Origin of the sequence: Zobellia barbeyronii (assembly GCF_018603515.1) — a bacterium.
GTDB classification, from domain to species: Bacteria; Bacteroidota; Bacteroidia; order Flavobacteriales; family Flavobacteriaceae; genus Zobellia; species Zobellia barbeyronii.
The window spans coordinates 298,484-322,455 of record NZ_JACATN010000004.1 but is presented as its reverse complement, the minus strand read 5'-3'; the positions used below and the strand labels follow the sequence as shown (position 1 = coordinate 322,455).

General features: G+C 37.4%; 22 protein-coding genes. 11 read left to right on the top strand and 11 right to left on the bottom strand.

Translation table 11 applies throughout. The features are described from left to right. The gene (locus HW347_RS13840; protein ID WP_155594646.1) at positions 1–426 is read right to left on the bottom strand and encodes a hypothetical protein; all 426 of its coding nucleotides are present in this window, start codon (positions 424–426) and stop codon (positions 1–3) included. A gap of 136 nt (positions 427–562) precedes the next feature. Here HW347_RS13840 and argS point away from each other — a divergent pair, with 136 nt between their 5' ends. Continuing rightward, positions 563–2,347: an arginine--tRNA ligase gene (gene argS, locus HW347_RS13835; protein WP_214612774.1), complete on the top strand. Its 1,785-nt coding sequence runs from the start codon at positions 563–565 to the stop codon at positions 2,345–2,347. Positions 2,348–2,397: 50 nt separating this feature from the next. After that, entirely contained in the window at positions 2,398–3,228 is an 831-nt protein-coding gene (locus tag HW347_RS13830; RefSeq protein ID WP_214612401.1) for a zinc-dependent peptidase, read from the top strand. A 9-nt stretch (positions 3,229–3,237) separates the two neighbouring features. Here HW347_RS13830 and HW347_RS13825 read toward each other — a convergent pair whose 3' ends face one another. The 4 genes from HW347_RS13825 to HW347_RS13810 form a co-directional block, all read right to left on the bottom strand. Next, positions 3,238–4,227 carry a serine/threonine dehydratase gene (locus HW347_RS13825; RefSeq protein ID WP_225901933.1) on the bottom strand — a complete coding sequence of 330 codons (990 nt, stop codon included), beginning with the start codon at positions 4,225–4,227 and terminating at the stop codon, positions 3,238–3,240. A gap of 85 nt (positions 4,228–4,312) precedes the next feature. Next, positions 4,313–6,832 carry a TonB-dependent receptor gene (locus HW347_RS13820; RefSeq protein ID WP_214612400.1) on the bottom strand — a complete coding sequence of 840 codons (2,520 nt, stop codon included), beginning with the start codon at positions 6,830–6,832 and terminating at the stop codon, positions 4,313–4,315. Beyond that, positions 6,813–7,724: a FecR family protein gene (locus HW347_RS13815; protein WP_214612399.1), complete on the bottom strand. Its 912-nt coding sequence runs from the start codon at positions 7,722–7,724 to the stop codon at positions 6,813–6,815. The genes HW347_RS13820 and HW347_RS13815 overlap by 20 nt, the downstream gene beginning before the upstream one ends. A 109-nt stretch (positions 7,725–7,833) precedes the next feature. Further along, a complete protein-coding gene (locus HW347_RS13810) occupies positions 7,834–8,346 on the bottom strand; it encodes an RNA polymerase sigma factor (protein ID WP_214612398.1) in 513 nt (170 codons plus the stop codon). 107 nt (positions 8,347–8,453) lie between these two features. Here HW347_RS13810 and HW347_RS13805 point away from each other — a divergent pair, with 107 nt between their 5' ends. The 4 genes from HW347_RS13805 to HW347_RS13790 all read left to right on the top strand — a co-directional run bounded on the left by HW347_RS13805 (position 8,454) and on the right by HW347_RS13790 (position 13,507). Then, entirely contained in the window at positions 8,454–9,824 is a 1,371-nt protein-coding gene (locus HW347_RS13805) for a hypothetical protein (protein WP_214612397.1), read from the top strand. A 173-nt stretch (positions 9,825–9,997) separates the two neighbouring features. Further along, positions 9,998–11,335: a signal recognition particle protein gene (gene ffh, locus HW347_RS13800; protein ID WP_214612396.1), complete on the top strand. Its 1,338-nt coding sequence runs from the start codon at positions 9,998–10,000 to the stop codon at positions 11,333–11,335. Positions 11,336–11,388: 53 nt separating this feature from the next. Further along, a complete protein-coding gene (folD, locus tag HW347_RS13795; RefSeq protein WP_155594638.1) occupies positions 11,389–12,273 on the top strand; it encodes a bifunctional methylenetetrahydrofolate dehydrogenase/methenyltetrahydrofolate cyclohydrolase FolD in 885 nt (294 codons plus the stop codon). Positions 12,274–12,424: 151 nt separating this feature from the next. Then, positions 12,425–13,507: a PAS domain-containing sensor histidine kinase gene (locus HW347_RS13790; protein ID WP_214612395.1), complete on the top strand. Its 1,083-nt coding sequence runs from the start codon at positions 12,425–12,427 to the stop codon at positions 13,505–13,507. A 23-nt stretch (positions 13,508–13,530) separates the two neighbouring features. Here the strand turns inward: HW347_RS13790 and HW347_RS13785 are convergent, their stop codons facing one another. Further along, a complete protein-coding gene (locus tag HW347_RS13785) occupies positions 13,531–13,680 on the bottom strand; it encodes a hypothetical protein (protein WP_155594636.1) in 150 nt (49 codons plus the stop codon). A gap of 134 nt (positions 13,681–13,814) precedes the next feature. On the opposite strand from HW347_RS13785, the gene HW347_RS13780 reads away from it, so the two are divergent. From HW347_RS13780 to HW347_RS13765, 4 genes are all read left to right on the top strand, one after another. After that, positions 13,815–15,119: an MFS transporter gene (locus HW347_RS13780; protein ID WP_214612394.1), complete on the top strand. Its 1,305-nt coding sequence runs from the start codon at positions 13,815–13,817 to the stop codon at positions 15,117–15,119. Between the two features lie 200 nt (positions 15,120–15,319). Then, on the top strand, positions 15,320–16,081 hold the full coding sequence (locus HW347_RS13775; protein ID WP_214612393.1) for a 3-keto-disaccharide hydrolase: 762 nt from the start codon (positions 15,320–15,322) through the stop codon (positions 16,079–16,081). 39 nt (positions 16,082–16,120) lie between these two features. After that, positions 16,121–17,542 (top strand): Gfo/Idh/MocA family protein, encoded by a 1,422-nt coding sequence (locus tag HW347_RS13770; protein ID WP_214612392.1) that lies wholly within the window; start codon positions 16,121–16,123, stop codon positions 17,540–17,542. A 149-nt stretch (positions 17,543–17,691) separates the two neighbouring features. Next, a complete protein-coding gene (locus HW347_RS13765; protein ID WP_214612391.1) occupies positions 17,692–18,663 on the top strand; it encodes an aldo/keto reductase in 972 nt (323 codons plus the stop codon). A gap of 73 nt (positions 18,664–18,736) precedes the next feature. On the opposite strand, the gene HW347_RS13760 is transcribed toward HW347_RS13765, so the two are convergent. Genes HW347_RS13760 through HW347_RS13740 form a run of 5 tightly spaced genes read right to left on the bottom strand, consistent with a single transcriptional unit; the run spans position 18,737 to position 23,135 of the window. Continuing rightward, the gene (locus HW347_RS13760; RefSeq protein ID WP_214612390.1) at positions 18,737–19,162 is read right to left on the bottom strand and encodes a VOC family protein; all 426 of its coding nucleotides are present in this window, start codon (positions 19,160–19,162) and stop codon (positions 18,737–18,739) included. A gap of 10 nt (positions 19,163–19,172) precedes the next feature. Further along, on the bottom strand, positions 19,173–20,012 hold the full coding sequence (locus HW347_RS13755) for an alpha/beta fold hydrolase (RefSeq protein WP_214612389.1): 840 nt from the start codon (positions 20,010–20,012) through the stop codon (positions 19,173–19,175). 13 nt (positions 20,013–20,025) lie between these two features. Then, positions 20,026–20,991 carry a YitT family protein gene (locus HW347_RS13750; RefSeq protein WP_214612388.1) on the bottom strand — a complete coding sequence of 322 codons (966 nt, stop codon included), beginning with the start codon at positions 20,989–20,991 and terminating at the stop codon, positions 20,026–20,028. Positions 20,992–21,032: 41 nt separating this feature from the next. Then, a complete protein-coding gene (locus tag HW347_RS13745; RefSeq protein ID WP_214612387.1) occupies positions 21,033–21,581 on the bottom strand; it encodes a hypothetical protein in 549 nt (182 codons plus the stop codon). A 48-nt stretch (positions 21,582–21,629) separates the two neighbouring features. After that, positions 21,630–23,135, bottom strand: coding sequence for a helicase HerA-like domain-containing protein (locus tag HW347_RS13740; protein ID WP_155594627.1), 1,506 nt, complete (start codon positions 23,133–23,135; stop codon positions 21,630–21,632). Positions 23,136–23,337: 202 nt separating this feature from the next. Between HW347_RS13740 and HW347_RS13735 the strand changes: the two genes are divergently transcribed. Next, the gene (locus tag HW347_RS13735; protein WP_214612386.1) at positions 23,338–23,970 is read left to right on the top strand and encodes a 7-carboxy-7-deazaguanine synthase QueE; all 633 of its coding nucleotides are present in this window, start codon (positions 23,338–23,340) and stop codon (positions 23,968–23,970) included. Positions 23,971–23,972: the final 2 nt, after the last annotated feature.

Here is a 23,972-nt window from a genome sequence, read left to right as displayed (position 1 = left end):
TTATAAATCTTCGATTGAGGTAGGCGCATTATCTGCCTTGTAATTTTGAATTTTGATAAAAAATTTCTGAATCGCTTTAGTATCGGCCTTTACTTTAATAAAATAATGATCGCGATATATGGAATAAATACCAATATCGCCTTTGTACAAAGTGAGTTTGTAAAATGGAATAACCAAAGCAAAGGTTTCCAATAATGACCTAAAGCGAACAATAATTCCTTTAGGCCTGAGCTCTATATTGCACTGGTCACGGTTATTATCTAAAATTAGCAAATTTCTAATTTCAACACTGGTTTCAGTAATGAACAATCTAGGCGAACCAATGCCTCCCATATCCCAACGTTCTCTCAGCTTAAAGGGCTTACCTACAGCTTCGTCTATCTTTTTAGTAACCTGTTTGTCTGTGTATGATACGTTTAAAAGCATGTGGGGTCTTTTTTCAAAACTAATTGCCCGTAGGGCTACATTTTCATAAAGTTAAAGAAAAGCGAAGCCATTACAGCCCGTCTTACGGTAAAAGCGTAAAAAATGATTAGTTTTGCAGCCTGAAACGAAAGATTTTATGGGTATCCAAGCAATTTTAGAAGCCAAGGTTAAAGAAGCTGTTGAAGCTATTTTTAAAATAGAATTACCATCGGTAGAATTTCAACCGACCAGGAAGGATTTTGAAGGTGATATCACTGTTGTGGTATTTCCTATGCTTCGTTTTGTGAAAGGAAATCCGGTTCAGATAGGTGAACAAATAGGCGCTTATTTAGAAAAAGAAGTAGCTGAGGTTACCGGTTTCAATGTGGTTAAAGGTTTTTTAAACATAGTTATTGGAGATACTTTTTATCTTGATTTCTTTAATGATATAAAAAATAATGATACTTATGGTTTTGTGCCTCAAGAGGACAACAATGCCGTAATGGTTGAATATTCTTCGCCAAATACCAATAAACCTTTGCATTTAGGGCATATAAGAAATAACCTCTTAGGATATTCTGTTGCCGAGATTTTGAAAGCCTCTGGAAAGAAAGTTTATAAGACCCAAATCATTAACGACCGTGGTATTCATATTTGTAAAAGTATGTTGGCGTGGCAGCGTTTTGGTAATGGTGAAACTCCAGAAAGTACAGGTTTAAAAGGAGATAAGCTTGTTGGTAACTATTACGTTGCTTTTGACAAGGCTTACAAAGTAGAAATAGCAGAGATGGTAGCTAACGGAACCGATAAAAAGGTAGCCGAAAAAGAAGCTCCTATTCTTGTGGAAGCTCAAGAAATGCTTCTGAAATGGGAAGCTGGTGATGAGGAAGTAGTTTCGCTTTGGAAAGAAATGAATGGTTGGGTTTACAAAGGTTTTGATGTTACCTATAAGAACCTTGGAGTAGATTTCGATACACTTTACTATGAAAGCGATACTTATTTGTTAGGTAAGGATGTAGTTGCTGGCGGACTTGAAAAAGGTATTTTCTATAAAAAAGAAGATGGTAGCGTTTGGATTGATCTTACTGAAGAAGGTCTTGACGAGAAAATAGTACTCCGGTCAGATGGTACAGCGGTTTACATGACCCAAGATATTGGTACGGCAATACAAAGGGTAAAAGATTATCCAGATGTTGGTGGTATGGTATATACCGTGGGTAATGAGCAAGATTATCACTTTAAAGTGTTGTTCTTGATTTTGAAAAAATTAGGTTTCTCTTGGTCAGAAAACTTACACCATTTAAGTTATGGAATGGTGGATTTACCAAGTGGTAAAATGAAGAGTAGGGAAGGGACCGTTGTAGATGCAGATGACTTAATGAACGATATGACGAGCACTGCAGCTCAAATATCCGAAGATTTAGGTAAGTTGGAAGGTTACTCTGATGACGAGAAAAATGTACTTTATAAGTTGATTGGTCTTGGAGCGCTTAAATATTACATTCTAAAAGTAGACCCTAAAAAACGTATTCTTTTTGACCCTGAAGAATCTGTGGATTTCCAAGGAAATACTGGTCCGTTTATACAATATACCTATGCACGTATCCAGTCTATCCTAAGAAAGGCTGATTTTGACACTAGCGCAGATGTAGAGATTAGCGCTATTGGAGAATTACATATCAAAGAAAAAGAACTTATAAAGCAGCTACAGTTATATCCTGAACTAATTCAACTAGCGGCAGATAACTATAGTCCAGCTCTGATTGCTAACTATACTTATGATTTGGTAAAGGAATTTAATTCGTTCTATCAACAAGTATCAATTTTAGGTGAAACCGATGACCAGAAAAAAATACTACGTGTGCAGCTTTCTCAGAAAGTAAGCGAGGTAGTAGCATCGGCTTTTAAACTTTTAGGTATTGACGTTCCAGAACGTATGTAAACGCAGACTTGCTTATACAATTTAAATTTATTTTTGGAGTTGTAAGCAGTATGCTTACAGAGTACAACTTCAAGATTTTAGCACTGGCATTCCTTGGCTTTCAGGTGTTGTACATCGTGTATTATACGTTTGGGTTGTACTCTTTGAATCCTTTTGTAAAATTAAAGGCTCTTTCTGCTGGAGATAAAAAACTAATTACAGATAATTTCCCTGTTTACTCAAAGTTACCTGCGTCTTTAAAAGAAAAATGCGATAAACGTATCGTATGGTTTAGAAGTAAAAAGAAGTTTATTTTTTATGGCGAAGTAAACCAGAAAGAAGAATTGAAATTGCTTTTGAGTACTTCTGTTATACTAATGACATTGGGCTTAAAGAATTATACAATGACTCGTTCCTTATTGCGAATCGTTATTTATCCCTCAAAATATTATTCCCGAATTAGCCGAAGACATCATTTAGGGGAGTATAACCCCCGTTTTAAAACCGTTATTTTTTCTGCGGATACTATTTGGGAAGGATTCCGGATTTCTGATGATAACGTAAATCTTGCTTTTCACGAATTTGCCCACGCCCTCAGTTTTGAAATGATTAGAAAAGGCTCATGGGAAGCACGTAAATTTAGAGTAGGGCTTAAGAAAATTAAAGAACTTTTTCTAAGGGAAGGTTATGCTCAAAAGCTATCGGATTCAAATTATTTTAGAGAATACGGGATGACCAACCTACAGGAGTTTTTTTCCGTAGCGGTAGAGAATTATGCCGAAACTCCAGAAGTATTTCTAGCAGATTTTCCAGAACTATATGCTATTATTCAAAAAATGTTGAGTTTTGATTTTCAGGTGCTTCCTGAAGAGTTTCTGGGAGAAGTAGCCGTGGAATCTTAATGTAGCCCTTTAAAGATTTAAGCCGGGCCTAGAATCTAAATGGTTCGTATTCCAAATCTTTAATTGGTTTGTATGGTCTATGTTTCCTCCAGACAAAATTACCATAACACGTTTTTTACTAGTACTATTTTTAAGCCATTGCACAACACCTTCCATGGCCATGGCGCTGGTAGGCTCAACGTGTAATTTTAGTAAATGGGTTAGCCATTGTGTCCAGTATATCAATTTTGATTCTTCGGCCTCATACATGGCATCCAACGTTTTCAAGTACTCAAAAGTAATGTCACCTACGGACATGGTCATAGCGCCATCTGCAAGAGTATCAGGGGTTGAAGCTAACCTCTGGATTTGATTTGTGCGTAATGATTCGGCGGCATCGTTAGCATTTAAAGGTTCAACACCAAAAACCTTGGTTTTGGGTGACAAAGCGTTGGTAGCGATAACTGTACCGGATAAAAGCCCACCGCCACCACAGGGTGCAAAAACGGCATCTATGTCCGTTACTTGCTCAAGTGCCTCGCAGATAGCTGTTCCTTGGCCTGCAATTACTTGGTGATGGTTAAATGGTGGTATCCAGTAGGTTCCTTCTTCTTTGAAAGCTTCAAGAACAAGCTCGTCGGCAATATTTCGGTTCTCGCAGAGTTCAACGTGGGCTCCGTACGATTTGGTAGCCTGTATTTTTATCTTAGAGGCATAGACTGGCATATAAATGGTAGCCGGAATATTAAATTGCCTTGCTGCCCATGCCACCGCTTGCGAGTGATTACCGGAGCTGTTGGCTATTACATGTTTAGGTTTTTCATTATTTTCTATGAGCCAAGCCAACGTATTACAAGCGCCTCTAGCCTTAAATGCCCCTATTTTTTGTAGGCATTCAGCTTTAAAATAAATTTCATGTCCTAGCCATTCATTTAAAAGTGAGGATGTAAGAATCGGAGTTTCGTGAACGAAAGAGTCAATACGTTTTCGGGCTTTTTTAATATCTTCTATTGTAGGCATGGTCGAAGGGCTTGTCAGATTAAAAAGAATAATGAATCCGCATAAAATTAATTATAATTTCTGGGGCTGTTCTAACATATTCTCTTTAAAATCGAACTCTGAAACTTAAGTTAGGAGTGAGGCCTAAAGAAATAGTTTCTACTTTTTCTATCTCATTACTTTCATTCAGTCGATAATAACTGTTTAGAATATTTTTTCGACTTGTAAAATTCAAAACAGAAATACCTGCAGACGCCTTCAATTTTTCGTTAATGTTGAAATTGTAGATTGCGGAAGCATCGGCTCTTAAATATTCCGGTAATCGACTACTATTAGGCTCTTGGTAGTTTATTCTATTTGGAAAAAAGGTTGTGTTTAATGGCTCGTCTGTTTGAGGCTCCGTATAAGGTTTTCCTGCGCGATAGTTGAGGCCAATTCCAAATTTAATATTTTCCAAAGTATAGGTTCCTGCAAACGTAGCGGCATGCCTTATATCTAAGTTGTTCGGGAAATTAGGTGGCACAACTTCAGAGAAATTGTAATTGTTTAAGTTGTAAGTGTAGCTGGCCCAAATACTATAATCCTCTGTCTTTTTATTGATTAAAAATTCAACACCTTTTACATCGTACTTTCCAATTTCACCATTAAACTGATTCTGATTCTGAAAGCCTTGGGTAGAAGTGCTAATGCCATCTACTTCTTTATAAAAAGCTTCTAGGCCTATATAAAAGTTTTGGTGGTCATAGTTGATGCCTATTGAGCCTTGTTTGCTCTTGGTAATAGGCAAGTTCTCACCGTCCGATACTATCCAACGTCGTTTTTCAATACCCAAAAAATTCTGTTCCAAATCAATTACTTGATTGGTAGCTTGACTTTTAAATTCACCCAATGCCTGAATTTTTAAATGTCTTGTAAAGGCGTAGTTGAAACTCAATCTAGGCTCTAAAATATACTCTCTAAACGTACCCGGGTTTTCTAAATAATTTAAACGTAGACCGCCTCTGGCATAAACTTTTTTATTAGTTGACGTAAAAGTAAGCTCAGAGAAAAGAGCGTGACTTTTAATAACGTTCCTTGCATTGCTCTCAAAAGGAGGTTGTGTTACAGATGTTTCATTGGCAATACCCGTATCCGTAAATTGATACCCGTTAAGCCAGTTAAAATTGTCGTTTGGTATGTAATTGGTATTCAGTTTTAGAGCTGTTTCTTGAACTTCATTATTCTGAAATAGAATTTGTTCTGCATTACCAGAAGTATTCTGGGCATCTAATTTATACTGGGTGTGGTACAGATTTAGAAAAGTAGTGAATTTTTTAGTCCAGTTGCTTTTTAGACTGGTGCCAAAAGATAGGTTCGTTTGGTTTAAAGCACTTTGTATTTCGCTATTGTCATCCATATCCCGCTCTGTGTAATCCAATAGGTTATTGATGTTGATAAAACTGAAGCGAAATTTTTGTTTTTCATTGATATCATATAACAGCTTTCCTGTAAAATCGTAGAAATAGAAATTTCCTTCTTGTGCTACTTGGCTATCGTCAAAAACACGGGTAAAGAACTTGTCGTAAGTAGGAGTGTCAATTAAGTCGGTAAGAGAGCGCCTAGCCGAAAATTGAACACCGATTTTATCAGTAACCGGTAGATGTCCATAAACGTCACCACCAATAAGGTTGAAGCCTGCGCCGGCAAAAAAAGTATCTGCAATATCATCCTTGGTATGCATATCTATTACGCCACTAACGCCATCGCCATATTGACTTCCTGTGCCATTTTTTATCAAAGTTACCTTGTCCGTCAAGTAAGGGTTAAAAGCAGAAATTAAACCAAAAAAGTGTCCAGATTGATACATTTTTATGCCATCCCATAAGATGAGGTTCTGGTCATTGCTTCCTCCACGAATATTTATATTGGAAACGGTTTCGTCCGTACTTTCTATACCGGGTAACGCCTGAACGGTCTGTAGTACATCGGGCTCTATTAAGCCGGGTAAAATACCAAATTCTTCACTGTTCATTTCAATACTACCGTCTAATTGTTTTATTAATCCTTTGGTCAAGAATTCGTAAACAACTACCTCTTCTAATTGCTGGTAAAACTGAGCAAGTAAAAGGGTTGTACACGGCTCTTTTTTAATAAGCTCGTCTGCACTTATGAATAAGGTTTTATAACCTAAATGTTTAATTTGTATGGAGGCATTTCTAGGGACATTGCTTAGTGAAAATGTGCCATTTTCATCAATAATTGTAGCTAAGTTGGTTCCCAAGATTTTTACACTAGCACCATATAACGTGTTCATCTTAAAGTTATCTAGAACCGTTGCGCAAATAGATACGAAATTACTTTTGGTAAGGGTATAGTACCGCTCATTGAGTTTTTCTAACTCAACTTGGGTTTGGTTCTCAATATCATCTAAGATATTTGATAATGAAGTCTCCTGTGGGCTGTAAATTTCCAGGCCTTGTATTTCATCATCTGCATATGAGAATTTGATGTCAAATTCCTGTTCAAGCTGTTGTAAAAAAGTAGACAGAGCTATCTTTTCGCCAGTTTGCGCCATGGCATCATGTGAAGTTAGAAAACACGTAAAGCCAGCAATAAAAAAAAGAAGTTTACGGATTTTTATCGCCATAGAAGAGCACTTTGCTGCCCTCAAATTTAAACTTTATTTGCGAAGGGGCACTTATGCTCTTTAACGCAATATCCCTATCCGTATTACTAAAAGTTCCTGTAAATAATTGTTCTGTGTCTATGTCTTGCGTTTCTACAGTAATATTGTGTTGTCTTTCTAGTTCAGCAAGAACATATTTTAGAGGCACACTTTTAAATGTACTTTCGTTATTTAACCAAGATGGTTGCTGAGTTTGAGGTGCCGGTGCTTCTGTAATTTTACCGTCTATAACTATAAAAGAAGTGCCAGCTGGTAGTTTAGTTTCTTTACCGTTAAAAGTAACGCTTACCAAACCTTCAAAACAGGTGACTTCAAAAAATCCTTTTCTGTTTTCTACATTAAATTGTGTACCCAGAACGGCAACCTTGCCAGCATCTGTAGCAACAGTAAAACGCTTGCCTTTGGCTACTTTAAAAAAGGCTTCACCTTTTAGTTCTACGTTACGTTCCTTACTCCACTTTCGTTCGCTATAAGAAAGTTTAGAATCAGCATTCAAGCGTACTTTTGAATTATCAGGAAGAATTACTTCTTTACTTTCGGCGTATTCAGTAACTATATTTTCGTCTAAATTATTCAGGTAAAAATAAGAGCCGAATATAATTACGGCTGCTGCCGCTGCAATTCGGATAAATTTCTTGAAAGGATGCAATTGCACAACCTTGGTATCTTGCAGGGTGCGTTGGTTCTTTATAGCTGTAAGAGCTTCATCCGCATTAAAGTCAGGTGCTTTAAGCTGGTCTGAAGCGGCAATAATACGCTCATAGGAAGCATACTCATCAGATTTTTTAAATTCTGCGAGCTCAGCCTCGGTGAGGTTATTATTTAGCCATTTTGCTAAGTGATTTTCTTGCATCAATTCTACCTTTATGCCTTAGTAACAATTCATTACGTAAATACCCTACTTTTTGTACAATAGATATTAAAGTGGATCAGTTAAAACTGATTAACCCGGCTAATACTTATTAAATTCCTTCAATCTTTTCCCTGAGCGATTTCAAGGCTAAGTGCATTCTTTTTTCAATAGCTTTTACACTAACCTCTTCCATTTCGGCTATCTCGGCATATTTTTTTCCATCAATACGATTCAATAGAAAAGTGGTCCGTTGGTTTTCAGGTAAACTATCTAGGGCTCGGTTCAATTTTTGTTTGAACTCTTCCTCTTCCATTATGAAATCTGGGGACTCATGGGTGACCTTCAGGGTCTTATCTGCATACTTTAAACGTACTTTTTCTGCTTTTATCACATTTAAGTACAAATTATTGGCAACCGTGTATACGTATGATTTGGCTTTTGGAGGTGAAACCTTGGCACAATTCTCCCAAAGTTTAACAAAAGCCTCTTGAACAGCGTCATGGGCTTTCTCCTCATTCCCGAACTTATAATATATATAGTTGAAAACCGTTTTAGAATTAGCTTTGAAAATAGTATCAAAGACTTGCTCTTCGCAAACATTGCCTGTATTTTTGGTTTCCAATTAGGTGATTTTTTTCAAAGGTATTTGAAAAAATCGAATCTGGGCAAGTAGGGTATTTTAATTATTGGTTGTTTCAGGTTTGAAGTATCCATAAATTCCAAATCGGTATGAAGAAGTGTTTTAAATTTTCATTGGTGGCTTTCCTACTGGCCTTGCTAATGGCATTGACCTCGTGTCAGGACGAAGAGCCGTTTGTAGAAACAATAGATGAGGAGCAAACTTTATCTTTTGATTCTACTGCTTTGGAACTAATGAAAGAAACGGTATCCAATGATGGTTCTTATGATAATATTGTAGATGGCGCAAGTTGTTTTGATATTCAGTTTCCATATAAAGTTGTGGCAAATGGCGTAGAGTTAACTATAGATTCTATGGATGGCCTGCAGGTTTTAGAAGAGATTTTAGATGATGTAGAAGATTTTGAGAGTACTATGGATATTGTTTTTCCTGTTACAGTGACCATGGCAGATTATACTGAGGTTACTATTAGTACTAAAGAAGATTTACAAAAAACAGCTTTAGAATGTGTTGAAGGTGGTATTGATGCAGATATAGAATGTATTGATGTCGTATATCCTGCAACCGTGTTTACCTATAATCCTAACTTTCAGCAAACGGCATCTGTATTAGTAGAGCATGATGTAGAGTTGAGAAGATTCTTTGCAGGTCTTGAAGAGAGTGATCTTGTAAGTTTTGATTTTCCTATTACCCTAAAATATAAAGATAGTACAGAGGTTATTGCGAACACGAATACTGAGCTTTCCGATATTTTGAGTCAAGCGAAGGATGCCTGTGATGAGGATGATGATAACGACTATAATGATGACGATTTTACACAAGAAGAATTAGATAGCGTTTTAGTACAATGCCCATGGGATCTTGTGAAAGTACAAATGCAAAGCACAGATCAATCTGAGTATTATGATACGTACGCACTTTCTTTTGAGGAAGGTGGAAAAGTTACTTCTTACGGTAGAAACGGGTATAACACAGAAGGTAAGTGGAGTACGGCTATTGAAGATTATAGAGTTGTGTTAAAATTAGATTTTGAAGTTGCTGTTGAGTTTAATGACACCTGGAAGGTCTATGAAATAAAAGAAGGTAAGATTAAAATGTTCGTAGAGGATAATTCTATGGTGTTGGAAAAAGATTGTGATTACCAACCAATCGTATGCGATGCAGAAATTATTGAAAATAGATTAAGTGTTTGCAGTTGGAGAATGTCCGATGAAAAAGGAGAATTCTTTGAAGACTTATTAGTAGAATTTGCAGAAAAACGTCTGCTCGTTTATGATTCCAAAGGAAAAGTGGTTGATGAGGGAAGTTGGACAATAGAAGAAAATATGTTAACATTCAGCGGCCTTAATAGAAGTCTAGCTAATTATATTGGCGAATGGCAGGTCCTTGAATGTGGAGAAGAAGACATGAAAATAAAAAGAAATGAAGAAGTTGTTGTTTTAACTAAGGTTTGCAATTAGCTTTTGAAAACTGAAGTTTAGTGTAACCAGATACCTATTTTGCCCCACAGATTTTTTAAGAGCACCCATCGAAAGATGGGTGCTTTTTTTGTGATATTATATTTTTTTCTTTACGCCCCGTTCTTTCCCTCAGTTATTATTAAATTTGCCTTTCTTCAAAAGCAATTAAGACGATGTTTGATAATTTAAGTGAAAAGCTAGATAAAGCCCTCCATACCCTACGGGGACAAGGGCAGATAACGGAAATTAACGTTGCTGAGACTACCAAAGAAGTTCGTAGGGCTTTATTGGATGCCGATGTTAACTTCAGAATAGCAAAAGAGTTTACCAACAGGGTTAAGGAAAAAGCTTTGGGTCAGGATGTATTGACTGCATTGCAACCGGGCCAGTTGATGGTAAAGATTGTCAAAGATGAGCTTACGGAGCTTATGGGTGGCGAGACAGAAGGTATTAACCTCTCTGGAACTCCTTCTATAATTTTAATGTCAGGTCTTCAAGGTTCGGGTAAAACTACCTTTTCAGGTAAATTGGCCAACTTTCTTAAGACAAAAAAATCAAAGAAACCTTTACTAGTAGCTTGTGATGTGTATCGTCCTGCGGCAATAGATCAGTTGCACGTAGTTGGTGAGCAGATTGGTGTTGAGGTATATTCTGACCGGGACGAGAAGAATCCTGTAAAGATTGCTCAAGCTGGTGTTGCCAAAGCAAAAGCAGAAGGGTACAACGTGGTTATTATAGATACCGCGGGTCGTTTGGCTGTTGATACGGAGATGATGAATGAAATCTCTGAGATTCATAAAGTCATCCAACCTCAAGAAACACTTTTCGTAGTAGATTCAATGACGGGTCAAGATGCTGTTAATACAGCTAAAGCCTTTAATGATATTTTAAATTTTGACGGGGTTGTACTTACCAAATTAGACGGTGATACCCGTGGTGGAGCTGCCATTTCAATTAAATCGGTAGTAGATAAGCCTATCAAGTTCATCGGTACAGGTGAAAAGATGGAAGCTATAGACGTTTTCCATCCTTCACGTATGGCTGAACGTATTTTGGGCATGGGTGATGTTATCTCTTTAGTGGAAAGAGCCCAAGAGCAGTTTGATGAAGAGGAAGCTCGTAAGATCCAAAAGAAAATAGCCAAGAATAAATTCGGTTTTGATGATTTTCTTTCTCAGATACAACAAATCAAAAAGATGGGTAACATCAAAGATTTGATGGGGATGATACCTGGCGCCGGAAAAGCGCTAAAAGGTTTGGATATTGATGATGATGCTTTCAAACATATTGAAGCTATAATTCATAGTATGACGCCAGATGAGCGCTCAAACCCTTCTAAATTGAATGTGAGCCGTAAAAAGCGAATAGCTAAAGGAAGTGGTAGAGAAGTGCAGGAAGTGAATCAGCTTATGAAGCAGTTTGACCAAATGAGCAAGATGATGAAGATGATGCAAGGCGGCGGCGGTAAAAAGATGATGCAGATGATGGGGAACATGAAAGGCATGAAATAAAGCCGGAATTACAAAGAGAATTACAAGACCAGATTAGACCGTAACCGAATACTATGATACTACTAGACGGAAAAAAAGTTTCCAACGAGATAAAGGACGAAATTACTATTGAGGTAGCTAACATGAAAGAACGAGGGGAGAAAGTTCCTCACCTTGCAGCTGTTCTCGTTGGTAATGACGGTGCTAGTTTAACTTATGTTGGCAGTAAAGTACGTTCTTGTAAGAAAATAGGTTTTGAATCTACTTTGATTCACTTACCTAGTGAAACTACTGAAGAAGAACTGCTGAAAAAAGTTCACGAACTTAATGCAGATGCAGATATTGACGGTTATATCGTGCAACTTCCATTGCCAAAACATATTGATGAGGAAAAGGTCTTAATGGCCGTTGACCCAGATAAAGATGTAGACGGATTCCATCCAGCTAACTTTGGGAAAATGGCGTTGGATATGGAGACATTCATCTCTGCTACGCCATTTGGTATTATGGAGCTTTTAAAGCGTTATAAAGTAGATACGCAAGGTAAACATGCCGTGGTTATAGGTCGTAGCCATATTGTAGGTAGACCAATAAGTATTTTATTGAGCCAGAAGGGAGAAGCGGCAAACTGTACCGTTACTCTTGCGCACAGTAGGACAAAAAATATTAAAGAGCTTACCTTACAGGCAGATATTATTGTATCTGCATTAGGAGTGCCTGAATTTTTAAAGGCCGATATGGTCAAAGAAGGTGCTGTTATTATTGATGTAGGTATTACCAGGGTTTCTGATGAAACTAAAGCAAAAGGTTATTATATTACTGGTGATGTTGATTTTGAGTCTGTTAGCAAGAAAGCTTCATTTATTACTCCAGTTCCCGGTGGTGTTGGTCCAATGACTATTGCTATGTTGTTGAAAAATACACTTTTAGCTAGGGAGAGAAATAGTAATTCCAAGTAATTTTATTAGCTTATAGTAGGCTTTTGTGTTTGATAATTGATTCTTTCTAAGGCTATTTTTTATAGACTTTTGATTTGTAATCATTTACTTCATTTGGAGCACAACAATATCACGTTATTCTGCGTTAGATTTTGTAACCAACCTACACCATATGCAGCAGGAAGCACTCGTTCCGACGAATATTCAATTAGATCCATTCTTCGATCTTTCAATGGATTATTTATGTGTCGCAGGGTATGATGGCTACTTCCGTAAAATTAATCCAGCATTTGTAAAACTATTAGGGTACTCAAAGGAGGAGCTTTTTTCCACACTTATCTGTGATTTTATTTATGAAGAAGACCGTTGTCTGACAGCTTCTCACAGAAAAAGTCTAATTAATAGTAAGCCTTTGTTGGACTTTGAAAATAGGTATGTCTGTAAATCCGGAGAGTTGGTGTGGCTGCATTGGACGTCTATTCCTATGCCGGATAAACAATTGATATATGCTATTGCAAAGAATATTACTCATAAAAAGAACCTGGAGTCCGAACGTGTTTCACATGTAGCTCAGCTTTCTAAAATAAATGAACAGCTTAAACAGCTGAATTATACCACCTCTCATGATTTAAGGTCTCCTGTGAATAATTTACTATATCTAGCAGATATTTTGGGTAATAAAGACAACGGTGAAGAAGAGAATGAAAAAATACTAGAGTATATAAAACTGTCTGCGGAAGGACTTAAAACTTCTTTAAATTCTTATGTAGATGCTTTAAAAGAAAATGAGGGCGATAGTGTTGGGGTAGAAGAGGTATTCTTTAAGGAAGTTTTTGAAAAAATAAATGGTTCTATAAGCTCCTTGATTAAAGATTCCCAAGTTAAATTTTCTTTGGACTTTTCAGCTATGGAAAGTGTTCGGTTTAATTCCACCTACATGGAGAGTATTTTTCTTAACCTCATAACCAACTCAATCAAATACGCTAGACCAGATGTTTTTCCTGAGATACAAATTACCTCGGGTGAAACAAACGGTAAAAAAACGTTTACGTTTACGGACAACGGATTAGGCTTTGATATGGAAAAGGTAGGGCATCTTATCTTCAATTTAAATCAAAGATTCCATGGTACCAAAGACAGTAAAGGAGTTGGATTGTATTTAGTGCATAGTCACGTTACAAGCCTTGGTGGTACTATAAACGTAACCAGTAAAGTTAATGAAGGAAGTACTTTCACCATTATATTTGGTGATTAGTTACAGCAGACGAAAACCGTATTTTACTTCAGGAATTGCTTTTGTAAAACTTGTCCTGTAATTACGGTATCTCCAGGTTTTATAACTTCTATATCATTGCTATCATCAATACTACAGCTGCTCAAAATTATGATTACAGTGAGGACGAACAGTACGGCTGCGAATTTTCTCATATGTAAATTTCTAAAAGATTTAGTTTACCAATAACGTTCAAAACTGCACTTCCGTATAGATTTCTTATAATCTTTACCTTTAAAAATACAGTGGCTCTGGCAAAACTGGTATTTTTGCAGCTTTCCTTTCATAGATGTCAAGCAATAACCGATTTTCCTTCGTAGATCCTGCCAAAAGTCCAGTTTTTTATGGCTATGTAATTCTTGTAGTTGGTACCATTGGTATTTATTTCAGTATTCCGGGACAAACTATAGGAGTGTCCGTATTCACCGACCCGGTAAAAGATGCACTTGGCTTAAGCCGAAACCAGTTCAGCAATGCCTATATGATCGGTACGATCTGCAGTTCATTGGTTATTGGTCGCGCAGGAGTTTGGTTTGATAAATATGGAGCACGGTACGTGGCATTTTTTGCGGCAATTACACTGTCGGTAGCGCTTATGTTGTGTTCTTGGTCCGTGCAAATGAGTGAGTTTGTAAAAACCATGCTGAACTTGGATACATGGCTTATTCCTTTTGTGATAATGGCGGCTCTTTTTTTTGTACTTAGGTTTTCGGGTCAAGGGGTGCTTACTATGGCGTCCAGAAATGTTATTATGATTTGGTTCGATAAAAACCGAGGGAAAGTAAATGCCATTAGTAGTGTAGCTATTTCATTTGGTTTTTCGTCTTCACCACTTTGGGTTAATGCTTTAATAGAAGGATATAGTTGGCAAGTTACCTGGCAAATTTTGGCGGTTGCATTAGTGATTTTCTCTTTATTTATCTTGCAATTCTATAAGAATAAGCCAGAAGAACATGGTCTGTTGCCGGATGGCGAAGTTTTAGAGGATGAAGAAGAATCCATTAAAAATCCCGTAGCAAAGCAATACACGGCCAAAGAAGCAAGAGAAACTAGAGCTTTTTGGATGTACGGACTCATACTAGCTTTTAATAGCTTTTTTATTACCGGTCTTACTTTTCACGTGGTTTCCGTTTTTGCTAGTGAAGGCTTTTCTAAAGATGATGCTATTTCAATTTTTTTGCCAGCATCGGTTGTTGCAGTAACAATTTCATTAATTTTCAATTTTTTGAGTGATTACTTACATTTGAAGCTCTATTTATATTTGATGATTTTAGGTGGAATTATGGCTTCAGTCGGATTTTTATTTTTATCATCTTCTTTCGGTATTCCTTTATTAATTGGAGGTTTTGGTGTTCTAGGAGGCTTTTTTGCAGTTCTTAACGCTATTGTTTGGCCTCGTTTTTTTGGACGTACCCACCTAGGAGCCATTACAGGTAAGGTTATGTCATTTTTAATATTGGCCAGTGCACTCGCACCGCCTATTTTTAGTCTTTGCTTTAGCACTTTTGGGTCGTATAGACTGCTCGGTTATTTAGGGTTGGTATTTTTGTTGTTCCTGTCTATTGCTTCTATTCGAGCGAATAACCCGCAATAAATACGCTTGGTCAACTCATGTAAATTGGCTACCTTCTCCATTCGTTTACAATTTGTCTGCTAGTATTTTTTTTGAGGAGTTGAAAAAATAGCGCTTATGCCTTACGGCGAAGTAAGGAAAGGGCATGTTTCGTTCCCTAATTAAAATCATGTTAGGCTTAGATAGTGCAGTAATACTAGAACTTAAATTAACAGCTTTTAATGAAAAAACTAGCCTTAATCCTATCCATCTCGGTAGCCTTAATTTCATGTAAAAATGAAACCAAACAAAAAGAAATAGCTAAAGTAAATGCTGAGGCTACTAGTAATGATGAAGCCAATGAAGAATGGATTTATCTTTTTGATGGGACAACTACTGAAGGCTGGAGAGCTTATAATGGAGATGACTTACCGCCGCAATGGGTAATTGAGGATGGAGTTTTGACATTTGATACCGAGAAAAGAACTGAGGAAAACCGTAAAGGCGGAAAAGATATTATTTACGCTGCACAAGAATTTGACAATTTTGAATTGGCTTGGGAATGGAAAATTCCAGAAGGAGGTAATAGTGGTCTGTTGTATCATATTCAGGAAGGTGACTGGGGAATTCCTGAAATTTCACCTGAATACCAGATGTTAGACGACCTGAAATGGGAAGAAATAAATAATGCCAAATTAAAGGAATGGCAGAAAACAGGTGCAGATTACGCCATGCATTTGCCAGATATAAGCCAAAAGATAGTGAAGCCAGCAGGAGAGTGGAATACGTCTCGCATCATCTTTACTCCAGAAAATGTAGAGCACTGGCTCAACGGAAAAAAACTATTGTCTTTCGTTCCATGGTCAGAAGATTGGGAAGAACGAAAAAGCAAAGGAAAGTGGAAAGATTCTCCTAAGTACGGCTTTTTTAAAAAGGGATATATCGGTTTTCAAGATCATGATAGTCCAATTTGGCTAAAGAATGTGAAAATCAAACAATTATAAAAATTTAGAACAACAGCAATAATCCAAACTACTTGAAAAATGAATAAAAGAGAATTTCTAAAAAGTGCTGCGGCTGTATCGTCATTTGCCTTATTGCCTAATGCGGCATGGGCTTTTCAAAAAGGAAAAAAGCTTCGTACGGCGCATATAGGTGTAGGTAATATGGGAGCGGAAGATCTTAGTGCTATTTCTTCTCACAACGCCGTAGATGTTGTTGCGTTATGCGATGTTGATTCCGTCAACTTATCAAAAGCACATAAATTACACCCGGGAGCAAGAGTGTTCTTTGATTATCGCACCATGCTTAATGAAATGGGAGATGAAATAGATGCAGTAATAGTTTCGACGCCTGATCATACACACGCACCAGCGTCTTTAATGGCTATGGAGATGAACAAACCGGTTTATTGCCAAAAACCATTGACGCATTACGTTGATGAATCTCGAAAAATGATGAAGGTTGCCAAAGAAAAGAATTTGGTGACTCAAATGGGTATTCAAGTTCATTCGTTCTATGATTATCGTTTAGCTACACTTTTAATTCAATCTGGTATTATTGGTAAAGTACATACAGTACATGCTTGGTCACCAAAATCTTGGGGATATAATGGAGAAGAGCCTCAAGGAGAAGACCCAGTGCCTGATCAATTAGATTGGAATCTTTGGTTGGGTACATCTAAGGAGCGCCCTTATAAAGAGGGATATTACCATCCCGGAAATTGGAGAAAAGTTATGGATTACGGTTGTGGTACTTTAGGGGACATGGGCGTGCATATTTTTGACACTCCTTATAATGCACTAAACTTAGACGTTCCATTGACTATTAAAAATGACTGTCGCAAGTCTAACGGATTTGGATTTCCTGAAAATAATACCGTAACCTATGAGTTTCCAGGAACGGAATTCACCACTAAAAACCTTAAGTGGGTTTGGTACGATGGTCCGGGAATGCCACCAAAACATGAAGACTTAATCTTACCTGGAGGAAAGACTTCGGGTGGAAAGCAGGATAAAGACGGTAGTGTAAAAGATAAAATATCTCTTGATGCCGGAATGGCGGGAGCTGGGGAATTACCTAGTCAAGGAGCTATGTTTATTGGTAAGAAAGGTCGTTTGCTTTTGCCGCATTTCATGCAATTACCGCAGAAAATTGTAAAAGGTAAGTATGTAGATATTTCCAAAGAAATAGCTGAGGTTTCCAAGGCTAATAACTTGGGAGAACCTATTCGTAATTATGACTCGGAAGGTCCAAAACATTACCATCAATTTGTGGATGCTTGTTTAGGAAAGGGACAGACTACAGCTCCTTTCTCCTATGCGGGACGCTTGACCGAAACTATTCTATTGGGTGTCATTGCTGGTCGTTTTCCAAATAAAACATTGCATTACAATGCCGAAACTGCCAAGTTTACCGAAGAGGAAGCTAATCAGTTCTTAGGTGGTGATTATCGCGATTTCTAGAAAGTTATAAGTACAAAAGCTAGGTCTGTATCGTATTTTTTGAAACTGGATAAATTATCTAGAAACGAAATTCACTATACAGTCCTTTTGCTTTAAAACGAAGATGTGTTTTGTAAACCACATTAGATTTCCACAAAAATTATAGTAAAATGATATATAGAAAATTCGGAAGAACGGGTTGGCAAGTAAGTGAGGTAGGCTATGGAATGTGGGGAATGGCCGGTTGGACAGAGTCTGACGATAAGCAGTCTGCAAAGTCGCTTGACCTGGCCGTTGAAAACGGAGTCAATTTTTTTGATACCGCTTGGGGTTATGGAGAAGGGCATAGTGAAGAATTATTAGGAGAACTCATCCGTAGGCACCCTAAAACAAAACTCTACTCAGCAAGTAAGATTCCACCTAAAAATTTTAACTGGCCAGCAAAGCCGGAATACAAATTTGAGGATTCCTACCCAACAAATCATATCATAGAATACACTGAAAAAACGTTGACCAATTTGGGTATGGAACGTATCGATTTGATGCAGTTTCATACATGGGATGACGGTTGGTCCAGACGTGAAGAATGGCAACGTGCTATTGAGGATTTAAAGAAAGCAGGAAAAATTGGCGCCATGGGTATCAGTGTTAATCGCTGGGAACCTGAAAATGGTATTGAAGCTCTCAAAACAGGCTTGATAGATGCGGTACAGGTTATTTATAATGTTTTTGACCAGAACCCTACAGACGTACTTTTTCCTTTATGTGAGGAGTTGGATATTGCCGTAATTGCGCGGGTACCTTTTGATGAAGGAACATTGACGGGCAATTTAACTAAAGAAACAACATTTCCTGAAGGAGATTGGCGTGGTACATATTTTGTACCTGAAAACCTAAACTCTAGTGTGGATCATGCTGATGCCTTGCGACCCTTAATTCCAGAAGGTATGACTATGGCAGAGATGGCATTGCGTTTTATTTTAGAGAACAAGACCGTTGGTACGACTATTCCTGGCATGCGAAAGGAGCGTAATGTTTTAGCCAATACCTCTACAAGCGATGGAAAAATATTGCCAAAAGAGTTAGTTGAGGAATTACAAAAGCACCGTTGGGTAAGAAAGCCTACGGAGTGGTCACAATAAGAAATAATAAAAAACTAGTCGCTCTGAGCGCAGTCGAAGAGCGACTAGTTTTTTAAATCGATAGAATTGATTGCTACTTGGCAAACAATTGCCCCATGTCTTTAAATGCCTTAAACTCTAAGGCGTTACCTGCTGGGTCCAAAAAGAACATAGTTGCTTGTTCACCGGTTTGACCTGCAAACCTTACGTAGGGCTCTATTACGAACGCTACACCTTTATTTTTAAGCTCTTTGAAAAAAGAATCAAATACATCCCAAGGTAAAACAACACCATAATGCGGTACGGGAACATTTTTTCCGTCTACCGGATTGCTATGGAGGTCTTCAGTTTGTGTTTTAGGTTTGTAGTGAATAACCAATTGGTGTCCGAATAAATTAAAGTCTACCCAATGGTCACTACTTCGGCCTTCTTCACAGTTTAATATTTCTCTATAGAATGTGCGGCATTCGTCTAAGTTATGAACGGGTATGGCGATATGAAAGGGGGTAACGGCTTGCATAATTTCTATTTTAGTTGTTCAAAAAATCTACAATTTGATCATTTATATGTTCTTGATGCATAGAGTGTCCAAGACCTTTAGTGCGAATAAATGTGCTGTCATTCCAATAAGAATGAACAGCTTCCGAGGCATGAAAAGGAGCTAACTTATCTAACTCATCATGAAACAGTAATCCTTTCTTTGTATTTGTTTTCGCAAAGCGAGAGGATGAAAATTCTTTGACTGTAAAGCCAAAACGATTTAGGACAAAGGCTTCGAGTGCCTCACGAACCGTATCATTAAAATCAAGCAGTCTCTGGTAGTGGTCCATTATTTCATAAAATTCTGAAGGAGAACCAATAGTTACCATTTTTTCAACGCCTTCATTTTTATGATAAAACTCGTTGTACATTAATGTCATACCCCCCACGGAATGCCCAATCAAATACTTTGGGGCATTCTTATCAATCATTGCTTGTACACCATCTGAATATAAGGGAACGTTTAAGTATTTACCAGAAGAATACCCATGGGCAGGAGCATCAAAAGCTATAATATTATAATCCGCCTCCTGAAGTTTGGTAATTAGGTTGCGCCACCTGAAAGTATTGCTTTCCCACCCGTGAACTAGGAGTACAGTCTCTTTACTGCCCGGCCAATGGTAGGTTTGTAAAGTATGCTCTTTAACTTCAATAGTTCCGTTTTTAGCTTTGTCCAGGTATTCTTTTTGGTTGGGAAGAACTTTTCCTTTTCTCACCGTACAGAAAACATAAAAAGCTTTTTTTGCCGCCTTTTTTTTAGATACCCTAGCCAACATATTAAAATATCGTCCAAAGACTTTAGGAAGTAATTTGTTAATTGATTTACGCATAAGTTTTACTGAACTATTTTAAGGGCTTCTTTTTGATCATCCCTCCTTTAATATCTTTAACAACGCCCATAACAATAAAGGCGTTTTTATCTATCTTATCAATTTCGGTGCTTAATCTGGCCAATTCCAAACGAGTCATTACAGTGTAAATAATGTCTGTTGTAATACGGGCAATTCCATCTTTAGCATATCCTCCTTTACCATTGTAAACCGTACAAGCTCGGCCCATTTTTTCGGTAAGCATGATGCGTATTTCTTCATTTTTGGGTGAAATTACGGTCACACCAATATATTCTTCCACGCCATCAACCACGTAGTTCACCGTTTTAGCAGCCACTAGATATGTGAGGATGGCATATAGGGCAGTTTCTATACTTAATAGATAAGCACCAGCTGAAAAAATCACAATATTAATGAGAAGAAGTACATCTCCAATGGTCAAGTGCCATTTTCTGCTGAGGTAAATAGCTAAGACTTCTGTGCCATCTATAACACTACCACCACGCATGGCCATACCAATACCGAGACCTAAAAAGAATCCGCCAAAAACGGCTATCAAAAGCTTGTCACTTGTGATAATAGGGTAGGGGACAAAATGGACTACAATGGCTAGTGCTACAATGGCAAAAATGCTCTTTAAAGCAAATTTCTTACTGATGGTTTTGGCCCCGAGAAGTACAAAAGGAATATTTACCAATAAGAGTAAAACACCCAAGGGTATATTCGATTTTACCTGAATCAATAACGATACACCTGTTGCTCCGCCGTCAATAAAATGATTGGGTAATAAAAAGCCTTTGAGGCCAAATCCTGCCGCACCAACACCAATGGCTATAAAAAGTATCTCTTTGATAGCATGGACAAATTCTACTTGTCCGTATCTAACTTCTTTAACCAGCTGCCTTTTGGCAATTGCTTTTTTGCCTTTAAGCTTGGCTTTAGCCCGTTGTACCAAGATGTATTGCAGAAGTGTATTCATGGTACGGTTTCAAATTTGGCTATCAGTAATTACAAAGGAGTTTAATCCCAAGCTACCATCATATATTTAATTTTAGCATCATCGGGAATCTGAACCGCTTCAATATTTACACTTGTTGCGTAACGTAAACTAGAGGGAAGCTGTTCTTTGCTGATGGTAAAATAAACATCACTATCTTTTAAAAGAATTACCACATTGTTCATTGAAGTAATTACTTTCCTAATGGTGTAATTGTCTTTTATATCTTTAAATGTGCTACCCAAACCAACTCCTTTTTCTGTAGTAAAGCGAGTGTCTTCAATACGAATATTCTCAATAGTTGGTATACTATCTGAATTTGGGGTAAGGGTCAATAGCGCTTTCCCTCCTTTTTCAAAAACTTTTACTTTTTTACTATTGTTAGCACTGTTGGTGCTGGTGCTGTCCTTTACAATAGAATCGTTTTCGTAAATAATCTTTAGGTCACGCACCAAACTAATGCGGTCCAATTTACCTACACGATCTTTGATAATAGAAAAAGAGGTGTCTTTTTCTTCATTACAACTTGCGAGGCAAACGATTAGGCAAATACTAACTAGTATACTTTTCATGTACTTTTGTAAATTATTTGTTTTAATCTGAAAACTACGTTTTTTAATTTATCGCATTACTTTTTTTAGAACTCCTAAAACACCACGAATAAAAGTGGCACTGGTCAATACTTTTATAATGGGGTTTTGTCTAGTACTGGTGCTTCTCCTTCTGGATGTAGTTTTAGGTTTGTCCTTTTCTTTTGCAGCTGCGGTTTCAGCCTTTTCTATTTTCTCGTTTAGAATTTCATAGGCACTTTCGCGGTCTATAACCTCACCGTACTTCTTAACTAAACTAGAGTTTTTTATCACGGACTTTAACTCGCTATCTGTCAAAACATCCATTCGGCTCATAGGTGCACGTAACAAAGTAGCAGCTAACGGCGTGGGGCGTCCTTTTTCATCTAAAGCAGAAATAAGAGCTTCGCCAATACCTAAGGAAGTTAATACTTCTTTGGTATCATAGTATTCAGAAATAGGATAATTTTCAGCTGTAAGTTTTATTGCTTTTCGATCTCTTGCGGTAAAAGCACGAAGCGCGTGTTGTACTTTAAGACCTAATTGAGAAAGTACGGCGTTAGGCACATCGGCAGGGTTTTGAGTAACAAAATAAATACCAATACCTTTTGAACGTATCAACTTTACAATACTTTCAATTTGGTCTAACAATGCTTTTGAAGCTTCGTTAAAAATAAGGTGAGCTTCGTCTATAAATAGAATTAATTCAGGTCTATCACTATCGCCTTGCTCAGGAAAAGTACTGTATATCTCCGCCAATAGGCTTAACATAAATGTAGAAAAGAGTTTTGGACGGTCTTGGATATCGGTCAATCTTAAAATATTGATATATCCTTTTCCATTCTCATCAATTCTGGTTAAATCCTCTACATCAAACGATTTTTCACCAAAAAATAAATCGGCTCCTTGTTGTTCAAGTTCTATTATTTTTCTTAGAATGGTTCCCGTAGAACTGGTAGAAATTCTACCATAGTGTTTTGTGAATTCTGCTTTGCCGGTACCGGTAGCGTATTGTAGTACTTTTTTGAAATCTTTTAAATCTAAAAGCGGAAGTTTATTGTCATCGCAATATTTAAAGACAACGGAAACAATACCTTCTTGAGTTTCGGTAAGGTCTAGAATACGAGATAAAAGTACTGGGCCAAATTCGGATACCGTAGCTCTAAGCTTAACGCCGTCTTGTTCAGAAAGCGAAAGGATTTCTACCGGAAAAGCTTTAGCTTCAAAAGGAAGGCCAATCTTAGCATGGCGTTCATCTATTTTTGGATGACCGGGACTAGGTTGTGCTAAACCACTTAAATCTCCTTTTAAATCCATCAATAATACAGGAATTCCTTTGTCGGATAGATTTTCAGCTAGTACCTGAAGTGTTTTGGTTTTACCCGTTCCCGTTGCTCCGGCAATAAGTCCGTGACGGTTCAAGGTCTTTAAAGGAATCTTTACATGTGCGTTGGTAATGGCTTCTTCATCTAGCATTGCTGCTCCCATTACAATATAATCGCCTTTGGTAGCGTAACCGCTCTCAATATGTTTTAAGAATTCGTCTTTAATAGCCATTGGTTGTGTTTTGAGTAAAAATAAGGGAATTTTTGATGTTTTACATTCACTTTTAGAGAAGTTTAGCTTTGGGCAAAATCAACTGCACTAAGTAGGCTGGAATGAAGTAGTTAAAATTACTAGTCTGATGGATTAAAGATGAGCACTTTAATTTAAGAATTAGAATTTGGGTTTTGGAATTTGCAAGACGTATCTTTGCGCGATGGTAAAAGATGAAGTTTTAAAGGAAGTTGATAAGGGGAACATGTTGCCCTTAATGGAAGAATTCTACACCATACAAGGCGAAGGTTTCCATAAAGGTACAGCAGCTTATTTTATTAGAGTTGGAGGATGTGATGTTGGATGTCACTGGTGTGATGTTAAAGAAAGCTGGAATGCGGAAACTCATCCGCCAACGGCTATAGAAAAGATTACCGAGAATGCAGCTAAATATTCCGATACCATTGTAATTACTGGGGGAGAGCCGCTTACTTGGAACATGCAACCTTTAACCGATGCCTTAAAAGCGAAAAATCTTAAAATTCATATTGAAACTTCTGGAGCATATCCTCTAACGGGTACTTGGGATTGGATTTGCCTGTCTCCAAAGAAGAACAAATTACCTGAAGGCAGAATTTATGATGAGGCCCATGAGTTAAAGGTCATAGTATTTAATAAGCATGATTTAATTTTTGCTGAACAAGAGGCTGCAAAAACCAACAAAGACTGTATTCTCTATTTACAACCAGAATGGAGTGTACGGGACAAAGTAGTTCCTATGATCGTGGATTATGTTATGAAAAACCCTAAATGGAAAGTCTCACTACAGACGCATAAGTATTTAAATATACCATAAGG

Excerpts from the sequence above, each read along its gene's own strand:
- folD (WP_155594638.1), top strand. The coding sequence starts at position 11,389 with ATGATACTACTAGACGGAAAAAAAGTTTCCAACGAGATAAAGGACGAA.
- HW347_RS13815 (WP_214612399.1), bottom strand. The coding sequence starts at position 7,724 with ATGCAAGAAAATCACTTAGCAAAATGGCTAAATAATAACCTCACCGAG.
- HW347_RS13775 (WP_214612393.1), top strand. The coding sequence starts at position 15,320 with ATGAAAAAACTAGCCTTAATCCTATCCATCTCGGTAGCCTTAATTTCA.
- HW347_RS13735 (WP_214612386.1), top strand. The coding sequence starts at position 23,338 with ATGGTAAAAGATGAAGTTTTAAAGGAAGTTGATAAGGGGAACATGTTG.
- HW347_RS13820 (WP_214612400.1), bottom strand. The coding sequence starts at position 6,832 with ATGGCGATAAAAATCCGTAAACTTCTTTTTTTTATTGCTGGCTTTACG.
- ffh (WP_214612396.1), top strand. The coding sequence starts at position 9,998 with ATGTTTGATAATTTAAGTGAAAAGCTAGATAAAGCCCTCCATACCCTA.
- HW347_RS13740 (WP_155594627.1), bottom strand. The coding sequence starts at position 23,135 with ATGGCTATTAAAGACGAATTCTTAAAACATATTGAGAGCGGTTACGCT.
- argS (WP_214612774.1), top strand. The coding sequence starts at position 563 with ATGGGTATCCAAGCAATTTTAGAAGCCAAGGTTAAAGAAGCTGTTGAA.
- HW347_RS13750 (WP_214612388.1), bottom strand. The coding sequence starts at position 20,991 with ATGAATACACTTCTGCAATACATCTTGGTACAACGGGCTAAAGCCAAG.
- HW347_RS13770 (WP_214612392.1), top strand. The coding sequence starts at position 16,121 with ATGAATAAAAGAGAATTTCTAAAAAGTGCTGCGGCTGTATCGTCATTT.
- HW347_RS13780 (WP_214612394.1), top strand. The coding sequence starts at position 13,815 with ATGTCAAGCAATAACCGATTTTCCTTCGTAGATCCTGCCAAAAGTCCA.
- HW347_RS13765 (WP_214612391.1), top strand. The coding sequence starts at position 17,692 with ATGATATATAGAAAATTCGGAAGAACGGGTTGGCAAGTAAGTGAGGTA.
- HW347_RS13840 (WP_155594646.1), bottom strand. The coding sequence starts at position 426 with ATGCTTTTAAACGTATCATACACAGACAAACAGGTTACTAAAAAGATA.
- HW347_RS13825 (WP_225901933.1), bottom strand. The coding sequence starts at position 4,227 with ATGCCTACAATAGAAGATATTAAAAAAGCCCGAAAACGTATTGACTCT.
- HW347_RS13785 (WP_155594636.1), bottom strand. The coding sequence starts at position 13,680 with ATGAGAAAATTCGCAGCCGTACTGTTCGTCCTCACTGTAATCATAATT.
- HW347_RS13830 (WP_214612401.1), top strand. The coding sequence starts at position 2,398 with ATGCTTACAGAGTACAACTTCAAGATTTTAGCACTGGCATTCCTTGGC.
- HW347_RS13760 (WP_214612390.1), bottom strand. The coding sequence starts at position 19,162 with ATGCAAGCCGTTACCCCCTTTCATATCGCCATACCCGTTCATAACTTA.
- HW347_RS13745 (WP_214612387.1), bottom strand. The coding sequence starts at position 21,581 with ATGAAAAGTATACTAGTTAGTATTTGCCTAATCGTTTGCCTCGCAAGT.
- HW347_RS13790 (WP_214612395.1), top strand. The coding sequence starts at position 12,425 with ATGCAGCAGGAAGCACTCGTTCCGACGAATATTCAATTAGATCCATTC.
- HW347_RS13755 (WP_214612389.1), bottom strand. The coding sequence starts at position 20,012 with ATGCGTAAATCAATTAACAAATTACTTCCTAAAGTCTTTGGACGATAT.
- HW347_RS13805 (WP_214612397.1), top strand. The coding sequence starts at position 8,454 with ATGAAGAAGTGTTTTAAATTTTCATTGGTGGCTTTCCTACTGGCCTTG.